General features: G+C 47.4%; 23 protein-coding genes. 14 read left to right on the top strand and 9 right to left on the bottom strand.

What is annotated here, in order from left to right:
* The first annotated feature begins 343 nt into the window (after positions 1-343).
* The 8 genes from EKN56_RS20610 (at position 344) to rfaY (ending at position 12,305) form a co-directional block, all read left to right on the top strand.
* Positions 344-2,194: an AAA family ATPase gene (locus EKN56_RS20610; RefSeq protein WP_130593508.1), complete on the top strand. Its 1,851-nt coding sequence runs from the start codon at positions 344-346 to the stop codon at positions 2,192-2,194.
* Positions 2,194-2,823, top strand: a complete 630-nt coding sequence (locus EKN56_RS20615) for a 4Fe-4S single cluster domain-containing protein (RefSeq protein WP_130593509.1) — start codon at positions 2,194-2,196, stop codon at positions 2,821-2,823. Before EKN56_RS20610 ends, EKN56_RS20615 begins: the two co-directional genes overlap by 1 nt.
* A gap of 21 nt (positions 2,824-2,844) precedes the next feature.
* Entirely contained in the window at positions 2,845-6,114 is a 3,270-nt protein-coding gene (locus EKN56_RS21050) for a protein kinase domain-containing protein (RefSeq protein WP_210405318.1), read from the top strand.
* A gap of 48 nt (positions 6,115-6,162) precedes the next feature.
* Positions 6,163-8,361: a DEAD/DEAH box helicase gene (locus EKN56_RS21685; RefSeq protein ID WP_210405319.1), complete on the top strand. Its 2,199-nt coding sequence runs from the start codon at positions 6,163-6,165 to the stop codon at positions 8,359-8,361.
* A gap of 24 nt (positions 8,362-8,385) precedes the next feature.
* Positions 8,386-9,156, top strand: coding sequence for an AAA domain-containing protein (locus tag EKN56_RS21690; RefSeq protein WP_407656567.1), 771 nt, complete (start codon positions 8,386-8,388; stop codon positions 9,154-9,156).
* Positions 9,153-10,520 carry a hypothetical protein gene (locus EKN56_RS20625; protein ID WP_130593510.1) on the top strand — a complete coding sequence of 456 codons (1,368 nt, stop codon included), beginning with the start codon at positions 9,153-9,155 and terminating at the stop codon, positions 10,518-10,520. Before EKN56_RS21690 ends, EKN56_RS20625 begins: the two co-directional genes overlap by 4 nt.
* A 213-nt stretch (positions 10,521-10,733) precedes the next feature.
* A complete protein-coding gene (locus tag EKN56_RS20630) occupies positions 10,734-11,300 on the top strand; it encodes a LemA family protein (RefSeq protein WP_168189695.1) in 567 nt (188 codons plus the stop codon).
* A gap of 228 nt (positions 11,301-11,528) precedes the next feature.
* On the top strand, positions 11,529-12,305 hold the full coding sequence (gene rfaY, locus EKN56_RS20635) for a lipopolysaccharide core heptose(II) kinase RfaY (protein WP_246019912.1): 777 nt from the start codon (positions 11,529-11,531) through the stop codon (positions 12,303-12,305).
* A 9-nt stretch (positions 12,306-12,314) separates the two neighbouring features.
* On the opposite strand, the gene EKN56_RS20640 is transcribed toward rfaY, so the two are convergent.
* On the bottom strand, positions 12,315-13,058 hold the full coding sequence (locus EKN56_RS20640; protein ID WP_130593512.1) for a hypothetical protein: 744 nt from the start codon (positions 13,056-13,058) through the stop codon (positions 12,315-12,317).
* Between the two features lie 114 nt (positions 13,059-13,172).
* On the opposite strand from EKN56_RS20640, the gene EKN56_RS20645 reads away from it, so the two are divergent.
* From EKN56_RS20645 to EKN56_RS20665, 5 genes are all read left to right on the top strand, one after another.
* Complete coding sequence (locus tag EKN56_RS20645; protein WP_130593798.1) at positions 13,173-14,093, top strand: Gfo/Idh/MocA family protein; 921 nt, start codon at positions 13,173-13,175, stop codon at positions 14,091-14,093.
* Positions 14,094-14,159: 66 nt separating this feature from the next.
* Positions 14,160-15,320 carry a serine hydrolase domain-containing protein gene (locus tag EKN56_RS20650; RefSeq protein ID WP_130593513.1) on the top strand — a complete coding sequence of 387 codons (1,161 nt, stop codon included), beginning with the start codon at positions 14,160-14,162 and terminating at the stop codon, positions 15,318-15,320.
* A 106-nt stretch (positions 15,321-15,426) separates the two neighbouring features.
* Positions 15,427-15,981 (top strand): hypothetical protein, encoded by a 555-nt coding sequence (locus EKN56_RS20655; protein ID WP_130593514.1) that lies wholly within the window; start codon positions 15,427-15,429, stop codon positions 15,979-15,981.
* A complete protein-coding gene (locus EKN56_RS20660) occupies positions 15,960-16,460 on the top strand; it encodes a hypothetical protein (RefSeq protein WP_130593515.1) in 501 nt (166 codons plus the stop codon). The genes EKN56_RS20655 and EKN56_RS20660 overlap by 22 nt, the downstream gene beginning before the upstream one ends.
* A complete protein-coding gene (locus EKN56_RS20665; protein WP_130593516.1) occupies positions 16,460-17,032 on the top strand; it encodes a LemA family protein in 573 nt (190 codons plus the stop codon). Before EKN56_RS20660 ends, EKN56_RS20665 begins: the two co-directional genes overlap by 1 nt.
* 1,040 nt (positions 17,033-18,072) lie before the next feature.
* Here EKN56_RS20665 and ggt read toward each other — a convergent pair.
* The 8 genes from ggt to EKN56_RS20710 form a co-directional block, all read right to left on the bottom strand.
* On the bottom strand, positions 18,073-19,800 hold the full coding sequence (ggt, locus tag EKN56_RS20675; RefSeq protein WP_130593799.1) for a gamma-glutamyltransferase: 1,728 nt from the start codon (positions 19,798-19,800) through the stop codon (positions 18,073-18,075).
* Positions 19,801-20,012: 212 nt separating this feature from the next.
* Positions 20,013-20,408 carry a GFA family protein gene (locus EKN56_RS20680; RefSeq protein ID WP_130593518.1) on the bottom strand — a complete coding sequence of 132 codons (396 nt, stop codon included), beginning with the start codon at positions 20,406-20,408 and terminating at the stop codon, positions 20,013-20,015.
* Positions 20,409-20,497: 89 nt separating this feature from the next.
* Positions 20,498-21,472, bottom strand: a complete 975-nt coding sequence (rlmF, locus tag EKN56_RS20685; RefSeq protein WP_130593519.1) for a 23S rRNA (adenine(1618)-N(6))-methyltransferase RlmF — start codon at positions 21,470-21,472, stop codon at positions 20,498-20,500.
* Between the two features lie 115 nt (positions 21,473-21,587).
* Positions 21,588-22,517, bottom strand: a complete 930-nt coding sequence (locus tag EKN56_RS20690; RefSeq protein WP_130593520.1) for a DMT family transporter — start codon at positions 22,515-22,517, stop codon at positions 21,588-21,590.
* Between the two features lie 119 nt (positions 22,518-22,636).
* On the bottom strand, positions 22,637-23,029 hold the full coding sequence (locus EKN56_RS20695; RefSeq protein WP_130593521.1) for a hypothetical protein: 393 nt from the start codon (positions 23,027-23,029) through the stop codon (positions 22,637-22,639).
* Positions 23,030-23,142: 113 nt separating this feature from the next.
* On the bottom strand, positions 23,143-23,529 hold the full coding sequence (locus tag EKN56_RS20700) for a hypothetical protein (RefSeq protein ID WP_130593522.1): 387 nt from the start codon (positions 23,527-23,529) through the stop codon (positions 23,143-23,145).
* Positions 23,510-24,070, bottom strand: coding sequence for a LemA family protein (locus EKN56_RS20705; RefSeq protein ID WP_130593523.1), 561 nt, complete (start codon positions 24,068-24,070; stop codon positions 23,510-23,512). The genes EKN56_RS20700 and EKN56_RS20705 overlap by 20 nt, the downstream gene beginning before the upstream one ends.
* A 13-nt stretch (positions 24,071-24,083) precedes the next feature.
* Positions 24,084-25,127: a hypothetical protein gene (locus tag EKN56_RS20710; protein WP_130593524.1), complete on the bottom strand. Its 1,044-nt coding sequence runs from the start codon at positions 25,125-25,127 to the stop codon at positions 24,084-24,086.
* Positions 25,128-25,688: 561 nt separating this feature from the next.
* Between EKN56_RS20710 and EKN56_RS20715 the strand changes: the two genes are divergently transcribed.
* Positions 25,689-26,855 carry a M20 aminoacylase family protein gene (locus EKN56_RS20715; protein ID WP_130593525.1) on the top strand — a complete coding sequence of 389 codons (1,167 nt, stop codon included), beginning with the start codon at positions 25,689-25,691 and terminating at the stop codon, positions 26,853-26,855.
* Positions 26,856-26,929: the final 74 nt, after the last annotated feature.

The raw sequence follows: 26,929 nt of genomic DNA on the forward strand, positions 1-26,929 counted from the left end.
GTAATGGATACCGTTAAGTTCTTTTAACGCTATCCATTAATTCCTTTCTCTTTTAATTTTCTCTTTATTTCAGTTTTATTCACACAATAACGAATTGATAGCTTTTTGTTTTAATAACAAAAGATGAATTATTTTATATTTCGCTATTCTGAAGGCGTTTGATAAGTAATTACTTCATATTCTATTTCAGGTTAACCAAATTAATGCCTTGGATAGCATTATTCTGTCTGTAATAATTATTGAACATATATCGTGCCAGATTGACTATCTGGGTGGTTCGGATTTTTATTCTGAGGGAGTACAATCGACCACATCCGCAGAAAAAGCACAGAAAGGAATCTCAATGCAGCAGCATTATCGTTATCAGAAACCCCGTTGGATGCGTGATTTGCTACGCTTTTTACCGTTAAAAAGTCAGTTTGTGCTTTCTGGTAACGTTCGGGATCTTCAGGCCAGTGAGATTAGTCCTGATATTGTGACGCCTCTGCCGTTTAACCATGCGCTGCATAATGCACTGAGGGAAGCGGGCTATCAGCACATTATTGTATTTAATCCTCTTAATGGCTTCTCGCCGATGGTACCGCCGGGAGACGACCCCGCCCCTACGCAGAAATTACTTGGTCAGCTAGGCCTGAATGTGGTTGAAGGCCGGGTCAGCGGTGGGATTGATTTGCTCAGCAGCATGCTGGAGAGACTGATTGAGCTGCCGGGAGAGCCGGTTGCACTCATCGTCGATTTTGCCTCCTGTCTGATTAACCATCGGGATAACCTTTCTCCTGTAGAACATAACCTGTTTACCCGTGCGCTGGTGCTTTCGCATCAGGCTCGTGCACGCCCCTGTGGTGAACAGCGTCAGGCTTTCTTTAATAGCGTACTGTGGGTGGTGGAAAAAGAGGGAGATTTACCCGACTGGTTTCTGATAAATAACCCGCGTATTCGCCCTATTCCGGTGGCCAAACCGGATCGCATTGCGCGTCGGGCTTTAGCGCCGGCACTGTTGCGTTCATTGCCGGGGCAGTCTGAAGATACTGTGATGCAGGAAAAAACCGCGCAGGATTTTGTTGATGAAACCGAATGGTTACTGCTGCTGGATATGAATGCTATCGCTCAACTGGCCCGTATTGAAGGAGTTAGTCAGGAGCGCATCAGCGATGCGGTTCGCCGTTACAAAGTGGGTATTACTGAAGACCCATGGTTAAAAATTGAAAAAGATAAAATCCGTAACGCCGGAACCATTATTCAAAAACGGGTGAAGGGGCAGACTCACGCCGTTACCCATATGCTGGATATTATCAAGCGGGCGGTAACTGGCGTTGGTGGCGGAAAACAGGGTGGGCGACCGCGTGGCGTGGTTTTTCTGGCGGGTCCTACCGGGGTGGGGAAAACTGAACTGGCAAAAACCGTCACTCAATTACTGTTTGGTGACGAAAGTGCCTATATTCGTTTCGATATGTCAGAATTTAGCGCTGAACATGCGGACCAGCGCCTGATTGGTGCCCCTCCGGGTTATATTGGTTATAACGTTGGTGGTGAGCTCACTAATGCCATTCGGGAAAAGCCGTTTAGTGTAGTGCTGTTTGATGAGATAGAAAAAGCTCACCCGCGTTTGATGGATAAATTTCTACAGATTATTGATGATGGTGTGCTGACTTCCGGTCGTGGCGATCGGGTTTATTTTTCTGAAGCGCTGATTATTTTCACCTCTAATCTGGGGATTTATCGTCTGGATCACAGCGGTGAGCGCGTCGCTAACGTAAGGCCCGAAGAACCATTCGAAACGGTACAAAAAAATGTGAAGGCAGAAATTGAGCGTCACTTTAAGCTGGTGCTCAATCGCCCTGAACTGCTTAACCGTATCGGAGAAAATATTATTGTCTTCGACTTTATTCGTCCTGAGGTGGCTGAACAGATATTCAGCCAGATGGTAGACAATACGCTGGAAGGATTAACCAAGCTCGACCTGACGGTCACTATCAGTGAAACGGCGCTACATGTATTACGTCAGCTCTGTCTGGCGGATTTATCTAACGGTGGACGGGGAATTCGTAACCATCTGGAAGCACATCTGGTTAATCCTCTTTCCCGTGCACTGTTTGATATGGATGCACAACCCGGGGACAGCTACCAGATAACGGGTTTACTTACCGGGGAATCAACACAGTTAGCGTTGACTAAACAGGGGCCATCATTCTGATGACGATTGGCCTGTCGCGGTTACATTTTCCGGTCACCACGCTGGGGCCGGGAAAGCGTATTGGCATCTGGTTTCAGGGATGCTCAATTCGCTGTGTTGGCTGCCTTTCGCCGGAAACATGGCGTTTTACCCGGAGCAAAATAGCAACAGAGGCGCTGGTAGCGCAAATCGTCCCCTGGTTTTCACTGGCGGATGGCATCACTATTTCCGGTGGTGAACCTTTCGATCAGCCGGAGGCGTTAAGTGCACTGTTACGTACCATTCGTCAGCGTTTTCAGGGCGATATTCTGGTGTTTAGCGGTTATTCATATACGGCAATCAGCGCTTATCTTGATGAGATGAATGGATTGATTGACGCTCTGGTTTCCGGTCCTTTTGAGCAGCAGAGTTCACAGACTCTTAAACTCAGAGGCAGTGATAATCAGGTATTACACCTGCTGACAGAGAGGGGTAAGGCAAACTTCGGTGACTTTAACCAGCGATTAAATGATAAAGAAAAAGTACTGGATATGACCATCGATGAGCAGGGTATGGTTAATCTGATAGGTATTCCCCGCCGCGATGATATGACGCGTCTGCAGGCGATTCTTCAACAGCAGGGGCACCATTTTGCCCCAATAACTAAATAACCCGGCCCGGAATTTATCGCTATGATGCGTTTTTGCCCAAATTGCCACACGGAACGTGCATTAACAGAAATTTTCTGTGAGGGGCACATCGACCATCATCCCTGCGGTTGGGATCTCTCTTCGGAACCTATTCATGCCGAAGGCTGGCGGCCCATTGCCATTATCAGCGCTGAGGATGTGGTTGAGGAAACCGTTGAAAGCGTAGTTACCCAATCAGCAGCTATCCATTGCCAAAACGGCCATCTGATGGAAGAAGGCGATTTGATTTGTATGGAGTGCGGTGCGGATGCCGCCACGCCAGATTATTCAGATGCTTCATCTTTCGGGCCTGTGGACGTCGCCGATACTCATGCCGTGACCTGTATCGGTAACTGGCAAATACTGCGCCGTATAAACCGTAATGACAGTATTCGTGAGCGCTATCAGGCACTGCACCAGCAAAGCGGTCAGCAAGGTGTATTAACCCTGTATACCTATGGTGCTGAACCTGATCCGGCCATCTATGAAGTGATCCGCAGGCTGCCCCGTGAGCATGTGCCGGATATTATAGAAACTGGTCGCTGGAACGATCGGGCCTGGCAGGTGGCTGAGGAGCTGACCGGCGGTTCACTGGCAGATTCCGCAACCCGGGGTGACTTTTGGCTGCCGGATGAAATTCCTCATATTGTCCGCGAGCTGGGCAGTGCGTTATCCAGTTTTTCTGAGCATGGTTTGCGCCACCGTGATCTTCGCCCTGGCAACCTGTTGATCCGCACCCGCCATCCGCTGGATATCGTGATTATCGAGTTTGGCTCTGCCTGCCTGTCCGAGTTTGATTTGGATATTGTTTCTCCACTGGAAATTAGCCGCTATAGCGCACCCGAAACCTTAGCAGGTGGCGTAGCGGCCGCTTCGGACTGGTGGAGTCTGGGCATTATATTGCTGGAGCAGGTGACGCAGGGCCGTTGCTTTGAAAATATTCATCCTCATGCATTTCTCATTCAGGTATTGGCTAATGGCGTAACGCTGCCCGAAAGCCTCGATGCCAATTTGCGCCTTTTGCTGCGAGGGTTATTAACCCGCGATCGTCACCAGCGCTGGCAGTGGCCAGAAGTACAGGCCTGGCTGGATGGTCGACCAGTAGCGGTGGCGGATGAGACCCTATCTGTCTCTGGTCACCAAAATTTTGGTATCACGCTAAACCAGCAGCACTATACCCAGCCAGCTATTTTTGCCTTAGCCGCCGCCAGACAACAATGCTGGCAGGAAGCGCTGGAGCTAATGCAACGCGGAGTGATAACGTCATGGGCACAGCAGGCGGGCTTGGCTGACGGGTTATTGAGTATGTTACAACAGGTGGCTGAACTGACGGATTTGGATGATAACTACCGTCTGATGCTGGTGTTAAAACTGCTGAACCCCAATATGCCGCTGATTCTTCAGGGGGAGATTGTAACGCCAGGCTGGCTGCTGGAGCATCCGCTGGAAGGCTATGCGTTATTACTCAGCCCATTGCCCGATTTACTTGGTCAGATGGAATCGGGCCATTGGCTGTCACAAATAAAAATACGGCAGGTAAAGGTTCGACAGCGGGGGAAAAGTCTGCGAATCGCCTTTGATGAAGAGGCATTGCGCATTCATTTATTGGCCACTTCCCGGGCTCGGCTGTTGGCTATTTGGGAGGAGCAGCGCAAGCTGTTTCCGGATACCACCCATAGCGGGTTGAGGACGCTGATCGACAGGCGTAACCTGAATGAAGATGAGCTGATTCTGCTGTTAAGTGCTGATATCGGGCAGTTTACCTCAGCGGAAAGCTTACTGGTGCAAGCCAGCGCGTTAGCCGAGCGCTACAACGTGATGAATTTCGATCGGGAAGAATTACGCACGTTACTGGCGCTTCCCCGCACCGATATTTATCAGCAATTAGCCGATCGTCTGGATGGTTTTAACCGCTGTAATATTGCCGATATTGATAGCTGGGCCGAGCGCTTTTTACTGACGCGTCGTCTGCCGCTGGAACAGGTGCTGGTGATGCTGGCGATACCGCCAGAACACTGGATGGTGCCGGAAAAACAGCGCTATATTCATCAGGTTCTGGATTTCTTTACTCGAAAAATTACCGCCTCCACCATGCGCGGCTCACTGGTTCGTATGAGTATCAGCCCCCACGCAGGGCGAGTGGACCTCTATGAACTGGGTGGAGAGAAAAAGAGTTCAGAAGCGCTGCTTAACCATCTGCTGACGCGTAATCGACAGGCGATTCCTGTCGATAGTCAAACTCTGCTGGATAATGAGCTGGTGAGTGGACGCTTACGGACCCTGAATTCCCAGACCCAGCTCTATATGCGAGATACCGGCATTAACGGTATGTATCTCGGCTTCCCTTTCCTGTTGATTAATACCCAGCCTAAGCAGATGAAACCGCGCATTGCACCACTGTTGTTGTGGCCGGTGAATATCAATATGGAAGCGGGTATTCGTGGGGTTGCCAGCCTGCGTTTCGATCACGATCGTGGCGCAGTACGTTTAAACCCGGCACTGGAGAACTTTGTTGGTATTCCGGCAATAAAACGCTGGCAGGAAGTAGCAGATCAATTGTTGAGTCAGGCGGCTTTAAGCGTCGAAGAGGTGATGGAGAGCTTCTCCACCCTGGTGGCCGCCCGGGAGAATCAACTGGTCAGGTTACCGCCGCTGGATGTCGAAGTGCCGGAAAACGCCAGTCAGCTGGTGTGTTCTGCGGTATTGTTTCATGCCTCGTTTATTGGTCAGGCGATCAGTGAAGATTTACGCCAGCTCAGTACTCAGTCTCCGGGAGGAACATCGCTGGAAACGGCTCTGGGCCTGAATTCTGATGTTCATACCGTAGGGCAGCCTGTCAACGCGGGTGAATGCTATTTTACCGCCGCCAGCGATCCTTCTCAGGAGTCTGCGGTTCTGGCTGCCCGTAATGCGCCGGGATTATTGATTGAAGGGCCTCCGGGAACCGGTAAGAGCCAGACTATCGTTAATATGGTGGCAGATGCCATTGGCCAGAAACGCAGTCTGTTGATTATCTGCCAGAAGCCAGCGGCACTGGAAGTGGTGTTTAAGCGCATCATGGCGGGTGGATTGGGCGATCGCATTGTGATGGTAAAAGATGCGCAAAAAGATCGCGATACGATTATTCGCAACGTGCGTGCTCAGCTCGAGACGTTGTATAAACCGGCAGAAACCAGCGACGTTAACCCATGGGTCATGTCCAGAGAAAAGAGCGGGCGCCATCTCGATCGGCTGGAACAGGATCTGGATAGTTACTATCAGGCTTTGTATTAATCAGATGAGCAGACGGGTATCAGTTACCGTTCACTGTTAGGTGAGCTAATGATGCTGGAGGCCTGTCAGGAGCGTCTGGATATCCCTGCACTACAACCGATATTGCAGCATTGTACTCTTGAACAAATTGAAGATATTAAACGGGCAATTATTCCCGGCATTGCGCTATGGCTGGAAGCGAATTACGAGCAAAGCCCGCTGGTGCAACTGAGTCCTTTCTTATCGAATCAGGCAACGTTGCTTGATTTCACGGGTCGCTTTGAACAGTTTTGTCAGGCAGAGCAGCAAAGAGATGTGATTCTGGCTAACCCACATCGTGCTTTTGAGGTAATGGATGAGCATCAACATCGGGAAAGTTTGGCCAATTGCCGAACATCACTGGCACGGCTAACTTCCGTCGAGTGGGAGAATCTGGCCCGATGGTTACCGCTGTTTTTCGCTTATAACGGCAGTATTGTGCAGGGTGAGCAGATATTAGCTCAGCTGGAGCAATTATCCGGTCGGTTACAGCAAATAGACTCCTTTGGCAGTGACCAACTGCTGTTTGAACCGCTGGCTCATTGTGATAGCCAGCTGCTGTTACAGCTGATTGCCGCTGCAACGGCAGAAACAGAAAAACGCGGATTCCTTCAGGCACTGAATCCGTTTTACTATCTGCGTCGCGGTAAATTGCGAGCTTTTTTATTGCAACAAGGGCTACACAGTAGCCATGACACCGTGGTTCGTTTGCTGATTTCTGCTCGTTCAGAACAGCAATGGCGCGGAGTCAGAGCCGAGCTTAACCGTCTGCATCAGCGTTTGGGACTGCCGCAAGTCGGGCTGCTGGACAGTCTGGAGCTGACTAATCAGTTGGGTTCTACCCTGCGGGATTTTCGGCGCAGTGCTTCACTGTATCAGCCGCTGTCTATTTCTCCGGACGTTAACCGATTAGTACCGGCGATTATTGAACGTCAGCAAGCGGGTTTTGATGGGGAATGCGAGGAAGTTGCTGCCGCTATTAGCCGCTGTCAGGCACGGGCTGCAAGCTTAAGCGCACTGGAAAACCTGCGGGGCTGGCTGGAAGCATCGGCAACTGACAAATTTACTTTAGCGGTTAATCAGAACCATCCTCTGACTGACGCACTTGATGCTATTACGGCTGCGTTACCGTCTCTGGCAGCTTATCAACAGTTCCGCCCTGTGGCTGCTCAACTGGATAACACTTGCTTAACGGTGCTGGGGATTTTGCGGCAGCAACAGGCGATTCTGAACGATTTCAATCAGTCGCAGCTGGAACTGGTAGTGGCACGGGCGCTGGATCGCGAAGTGCGTTTAGTCTGGAAACAGCAGATGGAGTGGCGCTTACCCATATTGTTGCAGGAGCAAACCACCCTCAATGACAAGATTGAACAGTTGGCCAATGCGGATAGTCAGATGAGGGCGCTGAACCGACTGGAACTTACTGAAGTTATCAAAACCAACCATATTAGCCCATTGCGGGCATGGGAAGAGATCACCCGCCTGACGGGGAAACGGGCACGGCGATTACGGGAGTTTATGGATCAGGGAACGACTCTGGGATTGATGCAACTACGTCCTGTGTGGTTGATGACGCCGGACGTTGCCAGCCAGGTATTACCGTTAAAGGCCGGGCTGTTTGATACGGTAATTTATGATGAAGCCTCGCAGATGCCGGTAGAGTATGCGTTGCCTACCCTGTTTCGCAGCCGGAATATGGTCGTCAGCGGCGATGAGAAACAGATGCCGCCATCCACCTTCTTCTCCGGCAGGGGTATTGTCGACGACGATGATAATGAAGATGAGCTGGAGGTAGAAGATACTCAGCAGGAAGCCGCCGCAGAGAGTTGGAACTATCGACAAATTAACGATTGTCCGGACTTGCTGCATCTGGCCCGCACCGTCTTGCCGGTACAAACTCTGGAGATTCACTATCGTTCTGCCTATCGGGAACTGATTAATTTCTCCAACCATGCATTCTATGAGAATCGCTTAAATATCCCAGTACAGCACTCTAGCAAAGTGATTGATGCCGTTAAGCCGGTCTCTTTGATGATGGTGAATGGCCTGTACCAAAATCAGAGCAACCAGCAGGAAGCGGAACAGGTTGCCATTACGCTGGCGGAAATCTGGCAACAGCCTTACGTCCAGCGTCCTTCCGTTGGTGTGGTTACCTTTAACCAGAAGCAGGCTCAGCTTATTCAAAATGTCCTTGAGGCAAAAGCGGAGCAGGATGAAGGGTTCCGTTAGGCTTACTATGAAGAGCAGCAACGTCTGGAAGATGATGAGGATATGTCGTTCTTTGTGAAAAATGTGGAAAACGTTCAGGGAGATGAGCGGGATGTGATTATTTTCTCCACCACCTTTGGGCGTAACCGGCAGGGTACCTTCCGGCGTAATTTCGGTATTCTTGGTCAGCAGGGCGGCGAGCGGCGGTTAAACGTTGCCATTACCCGAGCCAGAAAACAGGTAATGATCATGTCTTCCATGCCAATTGAAGAGATTTCAGATCTGCTCTCTACTCGTCGCCAGCCTGATATTCCTCGCGATTTTCTGCAAGGCTATCTGGAATACGCCCGTAGCCTGTCGGCGAGTGAATTTGCCAGTAGTCAGACGCTACTAACACGAATGCATCGGACAGAATTAGCCAGCAGAGCGCAGACCGGGCAACATGATGGCTTTATTGCGTCGGTTGTGGAGTATATTCACTCTCAGGGGTGGCTGATTGCGGAGTCCCGTCAGGAAGGCGCTTTTTACTTTGACTGTATTATTGAAGATCCGCAAACGGGACGCTATCTGTTAGGAATTGAGTGCGATATGCCTCGTCATGGCCTGTTGCAACATGCCCGAGCTCGTGAGTTATGGCGTCCGTCAGTACTGAAGCGGGTTGCACCATTCCGCCATCGTATCTCAATACAGAATTGGTATAACAATGGCCCGCAGGAAAAGACTCGGTTAAAACAGGCCATTTTGCAGGCAATCAATGCGCAACAGCCTGAGGCTGTCATCACTACCTCTCAAAACATAAGCGAGGAAAATCCATGAGTTCATCAGTACATATTATTCGAGCCAGAAGTGAAGATATTGCAGAATATCGCCGTTCTATGGCCTGTCTGAGCGCGCTGATGAAGCAATGGGAGGCGGTTAACCGACAATCCAGTGATGTGGATGTACTGAAGATTGAACAAATACGTCAGCGCTTTCAGGAAATGAAGCAATATCAAAAGGATATTCGCCAGTATAGCGCAGATGCATTTGCCCATTTAACCGGGCAGATCCCCGGCATGATTGAGTTTGTGGGTCAGGATATTGAACAGATGCAGGAAGCGCTGATTGAACAACATACCGTACAACGCCAGCATCAGCGTGCGCAGCAGGAAAATGCGGCAATGTTGTTGAACCTCCTGCAGCAACGAATGCCGGAACAGCAAACGTTATTACAGCAGCTTGCTGAAGTGACAAAAGGCGAGCAAACCAGCAGCGCAGAAAAAGTATTAAGTCAGGCGGTATTGATGATGAGCCAGCAACCCGCCCGCCTGACGGAAGCCCAGCGGACGATGGATCAGCGTTTGAAAGAGTCAGCCCCTGAGGAGCAGCTGGCGATATCTCAACAGGATGACCATCACACCCGTCAAGCTTTACAGCGCATTGACCGGCATATTGCCGAACTGGCGGTACTGGACCCTCAGCAGGAGATTGCCTCCTTTATTCACCGTGCTGCAGAACTGGATCGGCTGACGCAAGATCCGAACTGGAACCTGTTAACGGATTCATTGATTCTGGATTTGGCTCAGGCGACCCGCCATGCCAGAACGCTGGCAGAAAAAACACAGCAGCTCGGTTTACTGATTGCCGGGCTTGAGAGCTATCACTCTTCCGAAATATCAGCACTGATTGAGAAGCTGAATCTGGTACTTACTTGCCGCGAGCTACAGCCACTGATTGAAGCTATTGCTACCGCTCAGGCTGCCACAGAACAACAGCAGCAGAATATTGCCGCGTTAGCCAGACGCGAAGCGATTCTTGATGGGCTGGCAAAATTGGGATATGAAGTTCGTGAGAGCGATGCGGAAGTATGGCTGGATGATGGCAAAGTCGTGATTCGCAAATCAGCGACGCCGGGCTATGGCCTGGAATTAGCGGGTGCTAAAGGAAGCGAACGTTTTCAGGTTCGGGCGGTGGCGTTTTCAGAACAGCGGGATACCCAACGTGATGCCGACATTGAGTCAATCTGGTGTGGTGAACACCAGCAGCTTCAGCAGATACTGGCAGAAACTGGCGATACTTTAACTGTAGAACGCGCTATGGCGGCGGGGGCTTCACCCCTTAAAGTTGCCCGACCGGCAGATGCCCCTGCGGAACAGGCTGATTACCATCATCGTGGCGAGGGGAGCCGTAGTCTTGACTAAGGTGGGTTGTTATACTGAGTAGCGGAGATGGATGACAAACTTTAATAAATCAGCGCCTGCGAATATTCCGACCGTAAAAACACTGTGCTTATATCGGCACCGATAGCGGTCGGTAAACTGTCTGTACTCAACTGAACAAATCAGACTTTGTCATCATATAATGAGCAACTTGTATTTCAGCCACTAAATTAACAGACCAGGGAGCAGATCGAGATGGAATTACTGATTACGATTGTGGTTATCATTTTTGTTGTACTGGCGCTGGGTGGCTGGGCAATAAGTATTTATAACCGTTTAGTGGCGCTGCGTAATAATATTGATGCGTCTTTTGCCAATATTGATGTGATTTTAAAGCAGCGTGCAGACCAAATCCCCGCCTTGATTCAGGTGGTCTCTAAAGCCATGTCCCATGAGCAAGAGACCTTTACCAGCTTAAGTGAAGCCAGAGCGGCTTATCTGAATGCAGGTTCAATAAAAGATAAGGTGGATGCGGCCAATCAGATGGAAACAGCTTTAAAATCGGTGATTGCCATTTCAGAAAATTATCCAACACTTATTTCTGGTGAAACCTTTATTGAGTTGCAAAAATCGGTTAGTGAAGTTGAGGATAAAATTGCTCATCGCCGCGAATTCTTTAATGATGCCGTCAATCTCTATAATATTGGTATTGCACTGTTTCCTGATGTGTTGTGTGCCAAAGCGATGGGCTACCAACGGATGTCGATGCTAAAAATCAATGCTGAAGAGACCGCTTATGATGGCGTTAAATTTAACAGCTAACCATTCCTGCCATTATTAATCTTTGGGGATAATTGTCCCCAAATATTTACCTGCATTGCTAATATATAGTCCTCTAATATATTTATTAATTAGTTATTATATTTGTTTTTATTTTTATAATTAATTTAATACTCTAAAAACACGATTATAATAACCTTTATTTATTATTTAAATTAAATATAAATAATTGAGCTAATAAATAAGCTATTTGTGCTTAAAGAGTTGTTAGTGGCGTATGGTAATCGTATATTCGTTTTTCAGGATGTGAAATTTTGGAGAAACGGCATGATCGTATCACGTCGCCTGCATGGCTATCATGTGCACTCCAGACAACCTGATGATAGGTATTTATCTGTTTTTGATGATTTTATGCATGGAAAGATATCTATTATTAAGGTGATGAGGAGTAATTATAAAACTAAGGTTTGGTTAATTGACACCGACTGGGGAAAATTTGTACTTAAAATATTTGTTCCTAAACAAAAAAAATTAGAACGCGTTATAAAGTCTATTTTCAAACGTAATTACTACGTTCAGTTAATTCGCCAAATAAATAGGGTTCGTAAACGCGGCTTGAACGCGCCAAATGATTTCTATTTGCTGGCAACGAAAAAAACCTTCAATTATGTCAGCACCTATATCATGCTGGTTGAGTATATTGAGGGAACTGAACTGTGGAACATGCCAGAGATTACTGATGAGCTTAAGCAGGATGCAAAACAATTAATAGATGAGCTACATCAGCACGATATGATTTCGGGTGATACCAATGGTGGTAATTTTTTTGTTACCGACCAAGGGCTAAGAATTATTGATTTATCAGGGAAGAACTGCAACTTTATTCGTCGGGCAGAAGATCGCATCGATTTAGAGAAGCGGCTGGGTATTCAAAATACCCAGAAAGATTTGGGCTACTATATTGTTACCTGGCGCACAAATATTCGAGCTTATCTGAAAGAGTTCCGGATGCGGTTAAAATCGCGAGCTGATAGCATTTCACACTAATCGAAGTCGTCAGTTATTAATATAGCTGACGACTTCTTCCATCAAATACTGATGTTCTCCCTCATTCCATAACCTGACTCGCTGACGAATGTCGTCTCGCTGAGAGGCGGTTAGTTGATAACGATGGATGTTTTCCTGTATCTGATTTTTTCGTTCGGCATAATGTTGCAACAGTGTCTGCTGCTGCGGTTCATCATTACTGTCATCGCTCTGTTGCTGTAAAAATACAGCGCTCAGCGTTAAGAAAACGCACTGTAGTATCGCCAGGTATTCTGTCTGTTGTGAGTTTTTCGCCCTATCCGGAGAGAACATGTCGGCCAGATCTTCCGCAGCTTCTACGCTGTCAAACTGTAGAGCATAGAAGTAGTGCATTAACATCGGGGCGGTATGGCGCCGGCTATGGGATATCCGCGCCAGTGAGAGGTGACAGAATGCTAACTGATGAAGGTTAGTCTCAATATTTTCACTTTGGCTGTAACGCTCCACTAATTGTTCAAATATTGTGGCGGCTTTATTCAGATCTTGTTCAACGGTGTTACCTGATAAATACAGCTGCGCCTGTACCAGATAAGCTGGCAGGTAATCCCTCGCCAAGAGTTTATTCAGCCAGTACCAAAGTTGCTGTGGTTGTGGCTGTTCTGTCAGATAGAAGTCGGTAAGTACCAGCATACAGGCCGGTTCGTCAGTCTGTTCCGCTATCTTTATCAGGTGCTGTTCTTTGGTTTCGGAAGAATGTAGTGATTTTTCTATCATTTTAAATGGCGGAATCTTTTTATAATCAATGTGACGACAGGAATTGATGAGGGAACCTTACCTGCTTCGTATAAACTAAATCATATCAGAAACTTTTTATTCTCTGGAGAGATGATGTCTCAATTACGCATTGGTATTGCCGGGTTGGGGGGTATTGCTCAAAAAGCCTATTTACCGATCCTGAGTCGGGCTGAAAATTGGGCTCTGACTGGGGCTTTTTCGCCAAATCAGCAAAAGGCCAGAGTGATTTGCGATAGCTACCGTATTCCTTGCTTTTCCAGCCTGTCTGAACTGACTCACCATTGCGATGCGGTTTTTGTTCACAGCAGTACCGCCAGCCACTTTCAGGTTGTTAGTGAATTACTAAAGCTGGGAGTTCATGTCTATGTGGATAAGCCGCTGGCGGAAACGCTGGAACAATCGGAGCAGTTAATTGAACTGGCTCACCAGCAGCGAAAAATGTTGATGGTGGGATTTAATCGACACTTTGCTCCGTTGTATCAGCAGCTTAAACAGAACATGGCTCAGGCTTCTTCTTTGCGTATGGATAAGCATCGTACCAATAGCGTAGGGCCAAACGATGTGCGCTTTACCATGCTGGATGATTACCTGCATGTTGTAGATACCGCTCTTTGGCTGGCTGGTCAGGGGGCTAAACTAATGAGCGAACAGCTGTTGAATAATCAGCAAAAACAGATGCTGTATGCTGAGCATCATTTTCGCTGTGGCAATACGATTGTTACCACCAGTATGCACCGACAGGCAGGCAGTCAGCGAGAAAGCATACAGGCGGTCACCTCAGGGGCTATTTTTCAGGTTGATGATATGCGCCGCTGGCAGAGTGAAAGTGCGCAGGGAATCGTTGAATTACCGACACCCGGCTGGCTGACCACACTCGAACAGCGCGGCTTTGACGGGGCGATTCGCCATTTTGTTGAAGCGGTGAGCAATCAGACTCAACCAGAAACCTCTGGAGAACAAGCAATTTATGCGCAGCGGATTGTAGAGCAACTTCTGCAGAGCCGCAGTGAGTAACCTAAAATAGAATTATGTTCCGGGATGAATTACCCGGCTTAACGCCCTACCAGCGAGGATAGGACTATGCAGCGTTCTTTAGACCGAGTTATTGAGGAAGCCATTCAACCAGAAGCGGGCCTGACGCCAACTATTGTTGGTACAGGGGTATTAGTTTCGCAATGTGGAAAACGGTTATATCAACGAGCTGCCGGATATGCTGATCGGGAAAACCAGATCCCGATGATGTTGGATACGCCGTTTCGCTTGTCATCTGTCACTAAACCTTTTGTAACGGCAGCGGCGGGCGTACTGTTGGAACAGGGGCTAATCGGGCTGGATGACTCTATTACTAAATGGTTGCCTGATTTTATGCCATCTCTACCGGACGGTAGCCAGCCCAATATTACTATTGCCCATCTGCTCTCTCACTCTGCCGGATTAAATTATGGTTTTTCTGAACAGCCGGATGGCCCCTATCACCAGTTAGGGGTTTCAGATGGACTGGATATTTCCGGATTGACGCTGGAGGAGAATCTCCGGCGCATAGCTAGTGCACCGTTGCTGTATCCGCCGGGAACCTCAATGCAATATTCGGTGGCAACAGATGTTTTAGGCGCAGTGATTGCTCAGGTATGTGCGACTAATCTGGCCGATGCTATCCATCAACTGGTTACAGCACCTCTGGGAATCACCGACAGCGGGTTTAGCATTTCTCAACCAGAACGGCTTGCTGTGCCTTATGTTAATAGCTCACCCGAACCAAGAAAGATGGAAGCAGATGAATGGCTGGTTGATCCTGAAGCCGGGATTGCTGGCGGTATCCATTTCTCTCCCGGCAGAGCGTTGAAGGCTGATGAGTTTTTCTCTGGCGGTGCAGGTATGCAGGGCACTGCTGAAGATGTTGAACGGCTATTACAGGTGTTCCGAACCGGAGGTCATCCTCTGTTTGGTAAGCAAACCCTAAACCAGCTGTTAACCGATCGGGCCGGGGATTTGGAGTTTAATCCGGGTTGGGGTTTTGCTTCCAGCTGGCAGGTATTAAGAGACCCGCTATTGGCTAACTCTCCGCAATCACCGGGTACGATTGGCTGGGGAGGCGTATACGGCCATAGCTGGTTTATCGATTTTGAACAGGATCTCAGCGTCGTGGTGATGACCAATACGGCTCCGGAAGGATTATTTGGCGAGTTTATTGAGGACATTCGCGACACGGTTTATATGGCGCTGTTAGCCAAGGCATCATGATATAAGTAGCCGCTATTGGATTTAGTTGTTGATGATAAGGCGTGGTGAAAAATAGGTTATGATAGCCAGGATATTGGCCTATATGACAAGGATGTAACCATCCAATATGGTTGAACCTAAAAACCACAATCAAAAACTAAGTGCGCTTTTAGCTTCTGTGAAAGAGAAGGTAAATATCGCGCAGGATCAACAACAGCTGATTGAAGCTATCGAGCTGGTTAAAGCTTTTGGTGGGCCGCTAAAATTTAACCATGGTAAACGCTATGCGGTGGCGATTGTTGCCGTGCTGGCCGGTTTTATTATTGCCGGTGTTCAATGGTATCAATATCGTCATCTGAGCAGCGGCACCACTATTTTGCTGGTGTTGCTGGCAATAACGGCGATCGCCATGATGGTTTGGAGCTGGCGTAAAAACAGTTCCATCAGCAATCTGGCAGATGAGCTGTTTCAACAGGATTTACTGTTTGATAACGGCCTGCAACAGGTAAGTGTTGAACCAGAAGAAGCGGCAAGCGAATTGATGTCACGGTTTCATGAGTTCAATCGTGGCAACTATTCCCAGGAGATTAAAGCACTTTTCAGGGGCATTATCAGGGAAAAGAGCATGCCTTTGACTATCACTTTTACCATTTCCACTATGTGGATAAGCGTACTACGGTAACCACGGACAGCAAGGGAAGGCCCAGAACTCGCACTACCTACGATCATTACGATCGTTATGGTATCTATTTACCCTTTAACTACGTCAACAATCTGGCGCTGGTTGGTAAATCTGTTAGCGGGTTGTCAGGCTCCACCTATAAGCCAGCCTCTAACCGGTTTAATAAACTCTATCGAGTGGTTGGCGATAGTGAAATGACCGCGGCTAAATTCCTTAAGCCTGCTTTGGTACTTGCCTGCGAGGAGATAGCCGGAACACTGAGTGAACTGAATTTTGAGTTCAATCCGCAGGCTGAATTGTGCATGTCTTTCAGGGACAGCGATGTCATTACGTTGCCAAGAAGCAGCGACTTTAACGCGCCTGATGATTTTATTCAGTTAATCAGACAACATAATGAACTGCCAAAGCTGAAAACAGCATTAGCGCATATAGAAACTTTAATGGTCTATTCAGACAGTAACTTCAGGAAAACCACATAATGTTAGAGCTATGGATCCCTTTAGGCATCATCGTACTGGTGATTATTATTGGTATCGTGATTTATAACGGTATCGTTAGCCGCATGAACGCCGTTGCCCGCGCCTGGGCTGATGTGGTGGTTCAGGAACGGCAAAAAAACAACATTATTCCCGATCTGGAGAAGATTGCGGCTCAATACAGCCAATATGAATCATCCATTATGGCTAAGGTTACGGAACTGCGTACTTCACTGAATCGCTTGAATACCGAAGATATGGATTTGACGACGCTGTCAGAAACCCGGACTAAAACCAGCAGTCTGCTAAGTGGTTTGTATGCAGTAGCCGAAAACTACCCGGATCTGAAGGCTTCATCGTTGTATAACAATGTGATGGCTGAAATTTCGGAACAGCAGGAAAACATCGGTGCCGCTATCCGTATCTTTAATCAGAATGTGGAAGACTTTAATAACGGTATTGAAGTGGTTCCTAATTCTCTGATTAATAGCTTGTTTAATAAGAAGAGAAAGTTGAAGACGTTTAGTGATGCGCAGGCGGAGAGTGGGTTTGAGTATCGGCCGGATATACATTGATGGAAGTTGGTCGCTTTTGAATGTTTGGTCTGGTGTAAGTTTCGCCGCTTTAAGAGTTGTGTTTGTCTTGGCCGTGGAGTTTGCGTCGAGCAAAGGGGCGTTGGGGTGAACGCCCCTCTGCACTCCCCGCACCTGCGCAGCCGACTGTTGACCGCCGCGTTGCGGCGGCAACCTCAGCCAATAAAAAAGCCAACGCACCGGCGCAGAGCCGCTCCCGACGTCGTTGTTTGAATGTTTGGTCCGGCTTAAGTTTCGCCGCTTTAAGTGCTGTGTTTATCTTGGTAGTGGAGCTTGCGTCGAGCAAAGGGGCGTTGGGGCGAACGCCCCTCTGCACTCCCCGCGCCTGCGCAGCCGACTGTTGACCGCCGCGTTGCGGCGGCAACCTCAGCCAATAAAAAAGCCAACGCACCGGCGCAGAGCCGCTCCCGACGTCGCTGCGCCTCGACCAACATCCATGTTGGTCGTGCTACTTTTTTATTGGCTGAGGCAACATTCGGATGCTTTAACCTGAAGGGCAAAGGGCAAAGGGCAAAGGGCAAAGGGCAAAGGGCAAAGGGCAAAGGGCAAAGGGCAAAGGGCTAAATATAAAAATAAATGTCTGAACGAATCATCTGGCTGGCAGTTAACATTGTTAATTGTCGGGAGAGGGTGCCGTGGGGGTCGACTTGGCGTAAGCCAACGACAAACAGGCAAAGCCTGTTTGAACAGCGCTTGCGCTGGCCCGAAGGGTGAAACACCGCAAGGTGTTTCATAACAGCCCGTAGGCAGCCTAGGCCCGACATACTCTGGACTTATGTATGGGTGGTCTTCCGGCCGAGCACAGAGATAATATGAACATACTGGTCTTTACGGCCGGAATATCCTCAGGTTCCAACTATCCAAAAGCCAATCGTCGGCAAGGCCGACGTACACATAGCTTAAGTACAAACGATCTTCCAGCCGGAATACCCACCGCAGCCAATAGTAAAAGTGCCAATTGGCGGGCTTAGCCCGCCGAACACCAGAATCAAAAGCAGATGGGCTTCCAACCAAAATATGACTTAATACCCCGCCGCTAAATCATCCTTCGATCTCGGATCCGCTGCCCCAAACAGTCCTTCCGGTGTCACTACAATACTCTGTGTGCTGCCCATTGTTGGTTTGACGCTGACTTTATGACCCTTCTTCTCTAACAGTTTAATGGTGTCGATACCAATGCCTTTCTCAACCCGGATCTCTTCCGGCAACCACTGATGGTGAATTCGTGGTGCGTTTGTGGCTTCGGCGATATTCATATTGAACTCGATAGTATTGAGGACAATCTGTAATACCGTGGTAATAATGCGGCTGCCGCCAGGGCTACCGGTGACCAGAACCACTTTACCGTCCTGAGTGACAATAGTGGGTGACATGGACGACAGCGGACGTTTACCAGCCTGGACCGCATTGGCTTCGCCGCCGATTAAACCGTATACGTTAGGAACGCCGGGCTTGGCAGAAAAGTCGTCCATTTGGTTGTTTAACAAAATGCCGCTTTTTCCTGCCACAATACCGCTACCAAAGTTAGTATTCAGGGTATAGGTTACCGCAACGGCATTGCCCTGAGAGTCAACCACCGAGTAGTGGGTGGTTTGGTCGCTTTCATATGGCTCCAGCTTGCCCGGTTTGATGGCGCTGGATGGGTTAGCTTTATCCAGATGAATTTGTGACGCCAGTTGTTTAGCGTATTTCTTACTGGTCAGCGCGCTAACCGGTACTTTAACGAAGTCAGGATCCCCCAGATATTCTGAGCGGTCGGCATAGGCATACTTCATGGCTTCTGACATGACGTGAATAGCATCAGCGCTGTTTTGGCCCATGGATTTCAAATCAAAGTTTTCCAGAATATTCAGAATCTGAATAATATGAATACCGCCAGAAGATGGAGCTGGCATTGAGTAGATCTCATAGCCTTTGTAGGTACCGGAAACTGGCGTGCGCTCAACGGCTTTATACGTCGCCAGATCTTGTTTGGTAATCAGGCCACCATTCTTTGCCATCTCATCGGCTATTTCATCAGCAATCTTTCCCTGATAAAAAGCAGCAGGGCCGTTAGCGGCAATTAAACTCAGGCTGTTTGCCAGATCGGTCTGAACCAGCGTTTCGCCCTTTTTCCACGGGGTGCCATCTGGCTTAATGAAAATAGCGCGGCTATTAGGGTTATCAAGTAAAACTTCCCGACCGTAAACCTCTAAGTCATCTGCCAGCGCATCGTTGACCACAACGCCCTCTTTTGCCAGCTTAATTGCCGGTTTCAGCAACTCAGCCACCGGCATTGAGCCATATTTCTCATTGGCTAAAGCAAAACCGGCAACGGTGCCAGGAACGCCTGAGGCTAAATGGCTGGTGAGTGATTTTTTGCTGTCAGCATTGCCTTTCTCATCCAGAAACATATCCCGCGTCGCTTTTGATGGCGCCATTTCCCGGAAATCGATAGCGGTTGTTTTGCCATCTTTAGTACGAATAAGCATAAAGCCACCACCGCCAATATTTCCGGCTTGTGGGTGGGTAACCGCAAGGGTATATCCAATGGCAACGGCCGCATCAACGGCATTACCACCCTGTTTAAGTACCTCGACCCCTACCTGCGTTGCCGTGTTATTCACGGAGGAAACCATACCGTTTTTCGCATAAACCGGGTGGAAGATATCCTCTTCAACACCGTAGGAGACGACTTTTGCCGCTAGTGTTCCCTGCCAAAACAGCAGAAAAGCTAAGATCAGATATCGCACACTGCCTTTTCTTAACATACTCAACATAACGTTTCCTCTGTGATGAAATAGCCTGATTTTGTAACAATAAATTTACATTAGAGGATTATTTAGACTTTGACCAGCAAAGAAATGGTAAGAATAGGGGCAGAAATTTGGGGAACATCACGTTTTAAAACAAAACTGGCATTTTGTAATAATAACCGATGGAACAAAAATAGATTCAGGGGCATTGCCCCTGAACTTTACTCTTAAGGGCGTTCTTCAAACTTTGGATTATCATCACACAGATCTTCCCACTCGGCTTTTGACGCGGTGAAGATATGCATTTTTTCTGTTGGGTTGATGGGGGTATCCAGCGTTCCTATGCGCAGGCGATAGGCTTCGGGTTGATTATCTCTGGCGCTGTAGAGTGGAGAACCACACTCACCACAGAAAATACGATGAACTCCCGGGGTAGACGAAAAGCTTTTTAGACACTCTCTGCCGGTCAGCAGGGTGAATTTGTCAGAATGAATCAGCGCAGCGGAATTAAATGCCGTTCCGGTTGCTTTACGACACTTAGAGCAGTGACAGAAAAACAGCTGGTCAATAGGTTCATCTAATTGATAGGTTACTGTGCCGCACAGGCAACTGCCTTTTAACATGGTACGCTCCGGATTGATAATCACTGATAGATTAAAATATATACTGATTGACTGATGCTGCAAATTGAACAACAGCTGTCTTTATCGCATCAGGCCCTTTGCCAGTGGGTTGTAGCCCATTGCGCTCGTTGTTCATCAGATAAGAAAGTCCATGCCACAATACGGCTGGCTTTCTGCCCCTGAGCCATATCAATCGTTTTTATCTCAGTGACTCCTGCATAACGCAGGGCGTGATACAGAACGGGCAACGTGGTTTTTTTCGATACCAACGTGGTAAACCACAGGCACTGTTGAGCAAAGGTTGCGCTTTCCTGTGTCATTTGGCGCACAAACTGCTCCTCTCCCCCTTCACACCAAAGCTCATGGTTTTTACCGCCAAAATTGAGCACTGGCTTATCATCATTTTTCAGATGGCCGAGATTACGCTGTTTTTTCAGGTTAACCGCTTCGGCTTCCTGGGCGGAAGCATGGAACGGAGGATTACACAGGGTAATATCAAACCGGTCAGTGGGTTTAATGATGCCATTGAAAATTCGCTCAGCTTCTTTTTGCAGGCGGATATCCAATGCTTTTGCCAGATTACGGTTGGCTTCTGCAAGAAGTCTGGCGCTGCTAACCGATACCGGGTCGATATCCGTACCCACAAACTTCCAGCCATAACTGATATGACCAATAATCGGATAGATGGCGTTAGCACCCACGCCAATATCCAGCGCATGTACTGCATTACCGCGTGGAACCTGCCCGCTATTGTTTTGTGCCAGAATATCTGCCAGATAGTGAATGTAGTCAGCCCGACCGGGAATCGGCGGACAAAGATAACCGGCCGGAATATCCCACTGTTCTATACGGTAAAAGTGCTTCAACAGCGCTTTATTCAACATTTTTACCGCAGCCGGATCGGAAAAATTGACTGAAAGGTCGCCATATTTATTGGGTGATACAAAAGGGGCAAGTTCGGGGCAGCTAGCTATCAGCGCAGGGAAGTCATAGCGTTGGCGATGCAGATTACGCGGGTGCAATTCTGATTTTTGCGTCGGAAACGGCTTTTTAGATGGCGTCATAGTGGTGTCAGCTACCATTGCAGAAGGTGAAATGTCAGGTTCAGTTAACTGAACCGCAATGGGAGCATTGTACGTGAATTAGAAACCGACTGGCAGAAGAAATCGGTTTAGTGCCTCAGGTGATTTTCTTCACCCGATTAACCAGATAAATACCGGTACAAACCAGTACCAACGCCACCGCATATTTCCATTGGAAAATATTCTCTTTCAGTAGCAGTGCCGATAGTGCAGTGCCGGATACCGGGATCAGGAAGTTAAACGGAACGACCATTCCCACACGGTTATATTTCAGCAGAATGCTCCAGAGTGAGAAGGCCATAGAGGAAAGCAGCACCATATAGGCCAATAGCAGAACAGAAGTTAAATCAAAGCCGGTCAGGCGACCACCACACAGGAAGCCAACAGCGGTCAGAACCACGCCACCAATGGTTAGCTGGTAACCGGTCATCACACCGGGCTCCATAGTTTGGGAAATTCGTTTGCCATAAATACTGGTGGCGGACAAAACAAAAGCCGCCAGCATCACCAGCCCTTCCCCTCTGAGGGTAAAGTGAAAATTCATCAGGCTGCCGTTGAAGTTTACTATCAGTACGCCAGCGAACCCAAACAGGCAGCCCAACAGTTTATTCATCGAAATACGGTCATTCTTATAGATAAAGTGCGCCATGATGACGCTAAAAAAAGTGCCTGTAGCGTTAATTATTGATCCATTAGCCCCGGATACCGCTGAGAGGCCAACATAGAAAAAGATATATTGGATAGTGGTTTGCGTGAGCCCCAGCAGGGTTAACTGCCCAAACTGAATTCGATTCATACGGGCAATGGGTTTGCCCGTAATAGCCGCCAGAGCCAATAACACCAGACCAGCCAGAGTAAAGCGATAACCGGCAAACAGGATCTGTGAAGGGATATCATCAGCGGTAATATTCAACAGGGCATAGCCCATTTTGATCGCCGGATAGGCGCTGCCCCAAAGCAGGCAGCAAAAAGCAGCCGTCAGGTAAACTACGTGTTTTTGGGTAAAGAATACGCTTTTGTCCTGCACGGCGGCGTTCCTGTTTGACGATAAAATAAGACGCTAATATTAATACGTTAGCCGCACATGCTGGACGAATTGAAACGGTATTTCAAGTTTTAAAATCAACCAGATGGAATTGGAGAGAATTACCGCGACTTCTTCTTCTTTTTTGGCGTGGCCTTTTTAACGTCATTCTCTTTTAGCGGTGTTATATCACCCATCAGACTGACCAATCTCTGGTGATTAAACATCACAAATACCGTACAGGCGATAACAATCACGACCCAGGAAAAGAAGATATGCATACCGGCAATGCCGGAAAAAGCAAAAATCATACAGACAATAAATCCGGGAAACAGCGCCAGTGCCAGACCTCCGGCAATAATGCCGAAGAAAGTCTTCAATAAAGGAAGGCGAATAAATAACGCAATAATAAAAGCGGCTATCAGTACGCCAAACGAGGCAACAAACGCCATCATCGCCGGTTCATTTTCAATAAATCGGGTAAAACCAAACAGCTCAAAGGGTAATTCCATCATATAGTTTCTCTCCCTCAGTGATGTTCAATGATGAGTAGGTTTAATCGCCGGTAGTTTGACCCGAATTATATTTAACTATCTGAAGGCCGAAGATATATAGCGCCATGCTTTGGTTAAATTTCTCTATTTTTTGAGGGGATAAACGATCGCAGAATACCTTTTACCTCCACAACATCGCTCAGGGTGACAGTGACCCTTTGATAATTAAGCAGCATAAACAATATACAGGCGATAACAATCACGACCCAGGAGAAAAAGATATGCATACCGGCAATACCGGAAAAGGCAAAAATCATACAGACTGCAAATCCGGGAAACAGCGCCAGGGCAAGCCCTCCGGCAATAATGCCGAAGATGGTGTTTAATAGTGGAAGGCGACTTAATAAAGCAAAAATACAAGCCGTTATCAGTACACCAAATGAGGCAACAAATGCCATTCTTGCCGGTTCATTTTCAATCAACCGGGTAAAACCAAACAGCTCAAAGGGTAATTCCATCATATTGCTTCTCTCCCTCAGTGATATTTAATAATGAGCGGGTCTGGTAGCCCAGCAGTTTGGCCAGAATGAGATTGGGAAATTCCTGAATGCCAATGTTATAGAGCATCACGCTTTGGTTAAAAAATTCCCTGCGATCGGCGATGCGATTTTCCAGCAGAGAGAGGCGCTGTTGTAATGCAGTTAGATTGTGTATCGCTTTTAGTTCCGGATAGTTTTCTGCCAGCATAAAAACTTGTTTTAGCAGTACATCGGTTTGATTGGTCGCCTGAACTTTTTCTTCAGTTTTTCGACTGGTTAGATAACGGCTGCGTAATTGGGCTAGCTGAATAAACAGCTCACTTTGATGTGTCATTACCTTTTCTGCCACTTTAATCAGCTCCGGTATTTCATCTGCCCGTTGTTTCAGTAACACATCGATATTGGCAAAGGATTTTTCCACATAGTTTTTGAGGGTAACAATTTTGTTATACAGCACGACCAGATAGCGAACTATCAGTAGGGCCAGTACCACAACAATGACTAGTGCAATCAGTGAATTCATTCCATTTATCCCGTTATGGTTTTAGCCAGCTGAAAAACGGCGACTGCCAAAAATTCAGCGTGAGGGTATGACCATCAAAGGTATAGGGGATGGTTAATATGATGGCGATCAGAAAAGCGGTAGTACCACAAAAAACCAGCGCCGTATTCACCAGCGGGCGGCTTTTATTCCACAGGGATACTTTGGTGACGGGTGATATGGCCAGAATATTTTTCACCCGGTCTTTAACAATCACTACCTGGTTATCCTGCTCGTTGGCGGCACCAATCAACATCATTTTGTCGTTATTAAACAGCGCATATTCAGTATGACTACGACCGCCATACTCCTGCTCGGCAGAAGGGGAAAAACTCACCAGTTCCAGACCATCCGGTACGACGGAAACCGTTCCGGTTTCGTCACTGATTTCAAACGGCAGATACTCCTCTGATATGGATATCAGGCGATAGTGCTTATCACCATCTGAGTCACGGCTGACTTCGTGTACCGTATAATAGTAAGCAATACATTTCTCTTTACTGAGTGGGGCGGTGAGCTGTTTTGATGATGACACTTTCCCTTCCACTTCAACCAGTCCCATTGCCAGCGAGCGGATTTTTGACGTAGGTAAAATTTGCTGTAGCTTAAAAAATTGGCCTTTAGTGGTGGGTTTTAACCAGGAAATAATAAAGATAAGCAGAAAAAGGCCAACAAAAGCGATAGGGCCATAGATTAATGCGCCATAAAAAATCAGTAGTAATAATCCGGAGGCAACAAACTTGAGAATGGTTTTTGGCGTGGATTGGCTTTTTTGCTGCTCTTCAATAAAACGCTCTTTTAATCCGCTGAAGAATTGGTAGATAAACGCAGCAATAAATAGCACTGCCGTCAGAATGAACAGGCCAACCAGCGTATAAAATCCGTATTGGTCATCGACAGTGAAAGCGCTACCGGCAGCGATTGCTGCGGCTAAAGGTACAATCCAAACTGGCAGAGAGCTCAGGTTATACAGCAAACGCAAAACCAACGTGATAAAACCACCAATGGCTGCGGCAAAGAAGGCGATAAAAAATGCCATAATGAGTCCATTCTGTTGCGATAGTATGATTGTAACCTTAAGCCGCATATTGACAACCCTGGCTTTAAAACTACCGCGGCCCACCAAATACTCTTCCATTACTTAGCCTAATAAGCAGCTAAAAGGAATGATAAATAGCTAAAATGAAAGTGCATCATGCTATTTTTTATTTATCAGGTTTGGGTTTATAGGTATTAAATAATCCACTTGTCTCCGTGGCTATTTTTATGGCATCTTTTTAAGTATATCGATTGATGCCTGTCTGACTATCATTAATGTTGCTAAAAACAGACATTTCAAAACGGTTCAGATAATAGTTTTAACTCTTTTAGAAAAATGTCATTAATCTGATATTTCTGAGAAATCTCCCACTTAAAAGCATTTTGATTGTGAATTGTTATTGATCCATTCCCCTCAAAATTCTTTATATTCGCGATGTTAACTGGATATACCTTTTGGGTTATTTCATTTGATAGCGATGCTATATGTAATAACAGTACGATCTATTATTCTCACTGGTTATTAATACTCAGTAGTAAGATTTAAAAATAAGGAACCATCATGATTGAACAGAAAGTTCGTGAATATGAAACCCTGTTACAGGATATTCGCCATCAGATTCATGAAAACCCGGAGCTGGGACTGGAAGAGATTAAAACCAGCAATCTGGTCGCAGAAAAATTAACTGAATGGGGTTATGAGGTTCATCGTGGTATGGCATCCACTGGCGTGATCGGCACTTTGAGAGTGGGTGACGGTAAAAAGACGTTGGGTATTCGTGCTGATATGGATGCGCTTCCTATTCATGAAGCCAGTGGTAAGCCCTGGTCGAGTAAAATTCCTAACAGAATGCACGCCTGTGGTCATGATGGGCATACTACTATGCTGCTGGGAGCGGCTAAGTATCTGGCGGAAACACGTCGGTTTAACGGTACCCTGCACCTGATTTTCCAGCCTGCGGAAGAGATGATTAATGGCGGTGAAATTATGGTGAAAGAGGGGCTGTTTGAACAATTCCCTTGTGATGCCATTTTCGCCATGCACAACATGCCGGGTTTCCCTACGGGACAGTTCCTGTTTCAGCCTGGGGCGTTTATGGCTTCAATGGACCAGTATCAAATTGTCATTAAGGGATGTGGTGGACATGGCGCCATGCCTCATAAAGCTATCGATCCGGTAGTGGTTGCTTCTTATATCACTACGGCGTTACAGAGCATTGTGTCACGCAATGTTGATCCTCTGGAAGCGGCAGTCATCACCGTTGGCAGCATTATTGCCGGTGAAGCAGCTAACGTTATCCCTGATACGGCGGTGATGAAGCTCAGCGTCCGTTCCCTGAGTCGTCCTACCCGGGAGCTGTTGCTGAAGCGCATTCCTGAACTGGTAAAAGCACAGGCTGAAAGTTTTGGTGCCACGGCGGATGTCAACCACCTCAACGGCACGCCTGTGCTGGTGAATCAGGAACAGATGACACAGTTTGCCTGGCAGGTGGCGAAACAGCAGTTTGGTGAAGAGCGAGCCATCTATGGTGCCAAACCGCTGATGGGCAGTGAAGATTTCGCCTTTATGTTGGATGCCAACCCGAATGGCTGTTACCTGATAGTGGGAAATGGGGAGAAAGGCGAGGGTTCCTGCATGGTGCATAACCCGGGCTACGATTTTAACGATAAGTGTCTGGTGCCAGGCAGCACCTATTGGTGCGCACTGACCGAAGCTTATTTGAAATAAATTATAAAAATAATATTGAAAACAAGAAGTAAATTAAAAATTGCTTTTCATTATGGATGACTAAGGACAGGAAA

This window comes from Limnobaculum zhutongyuii (assembly GCF_004295645.1).
Classification (GTDB): Bacteria; Pseudomonadota; Gammaproteobacteria; order Enterobacterales; family Enterobacteriaceae; genus Limnobaculum; species Limnobaculum zhutongyuii.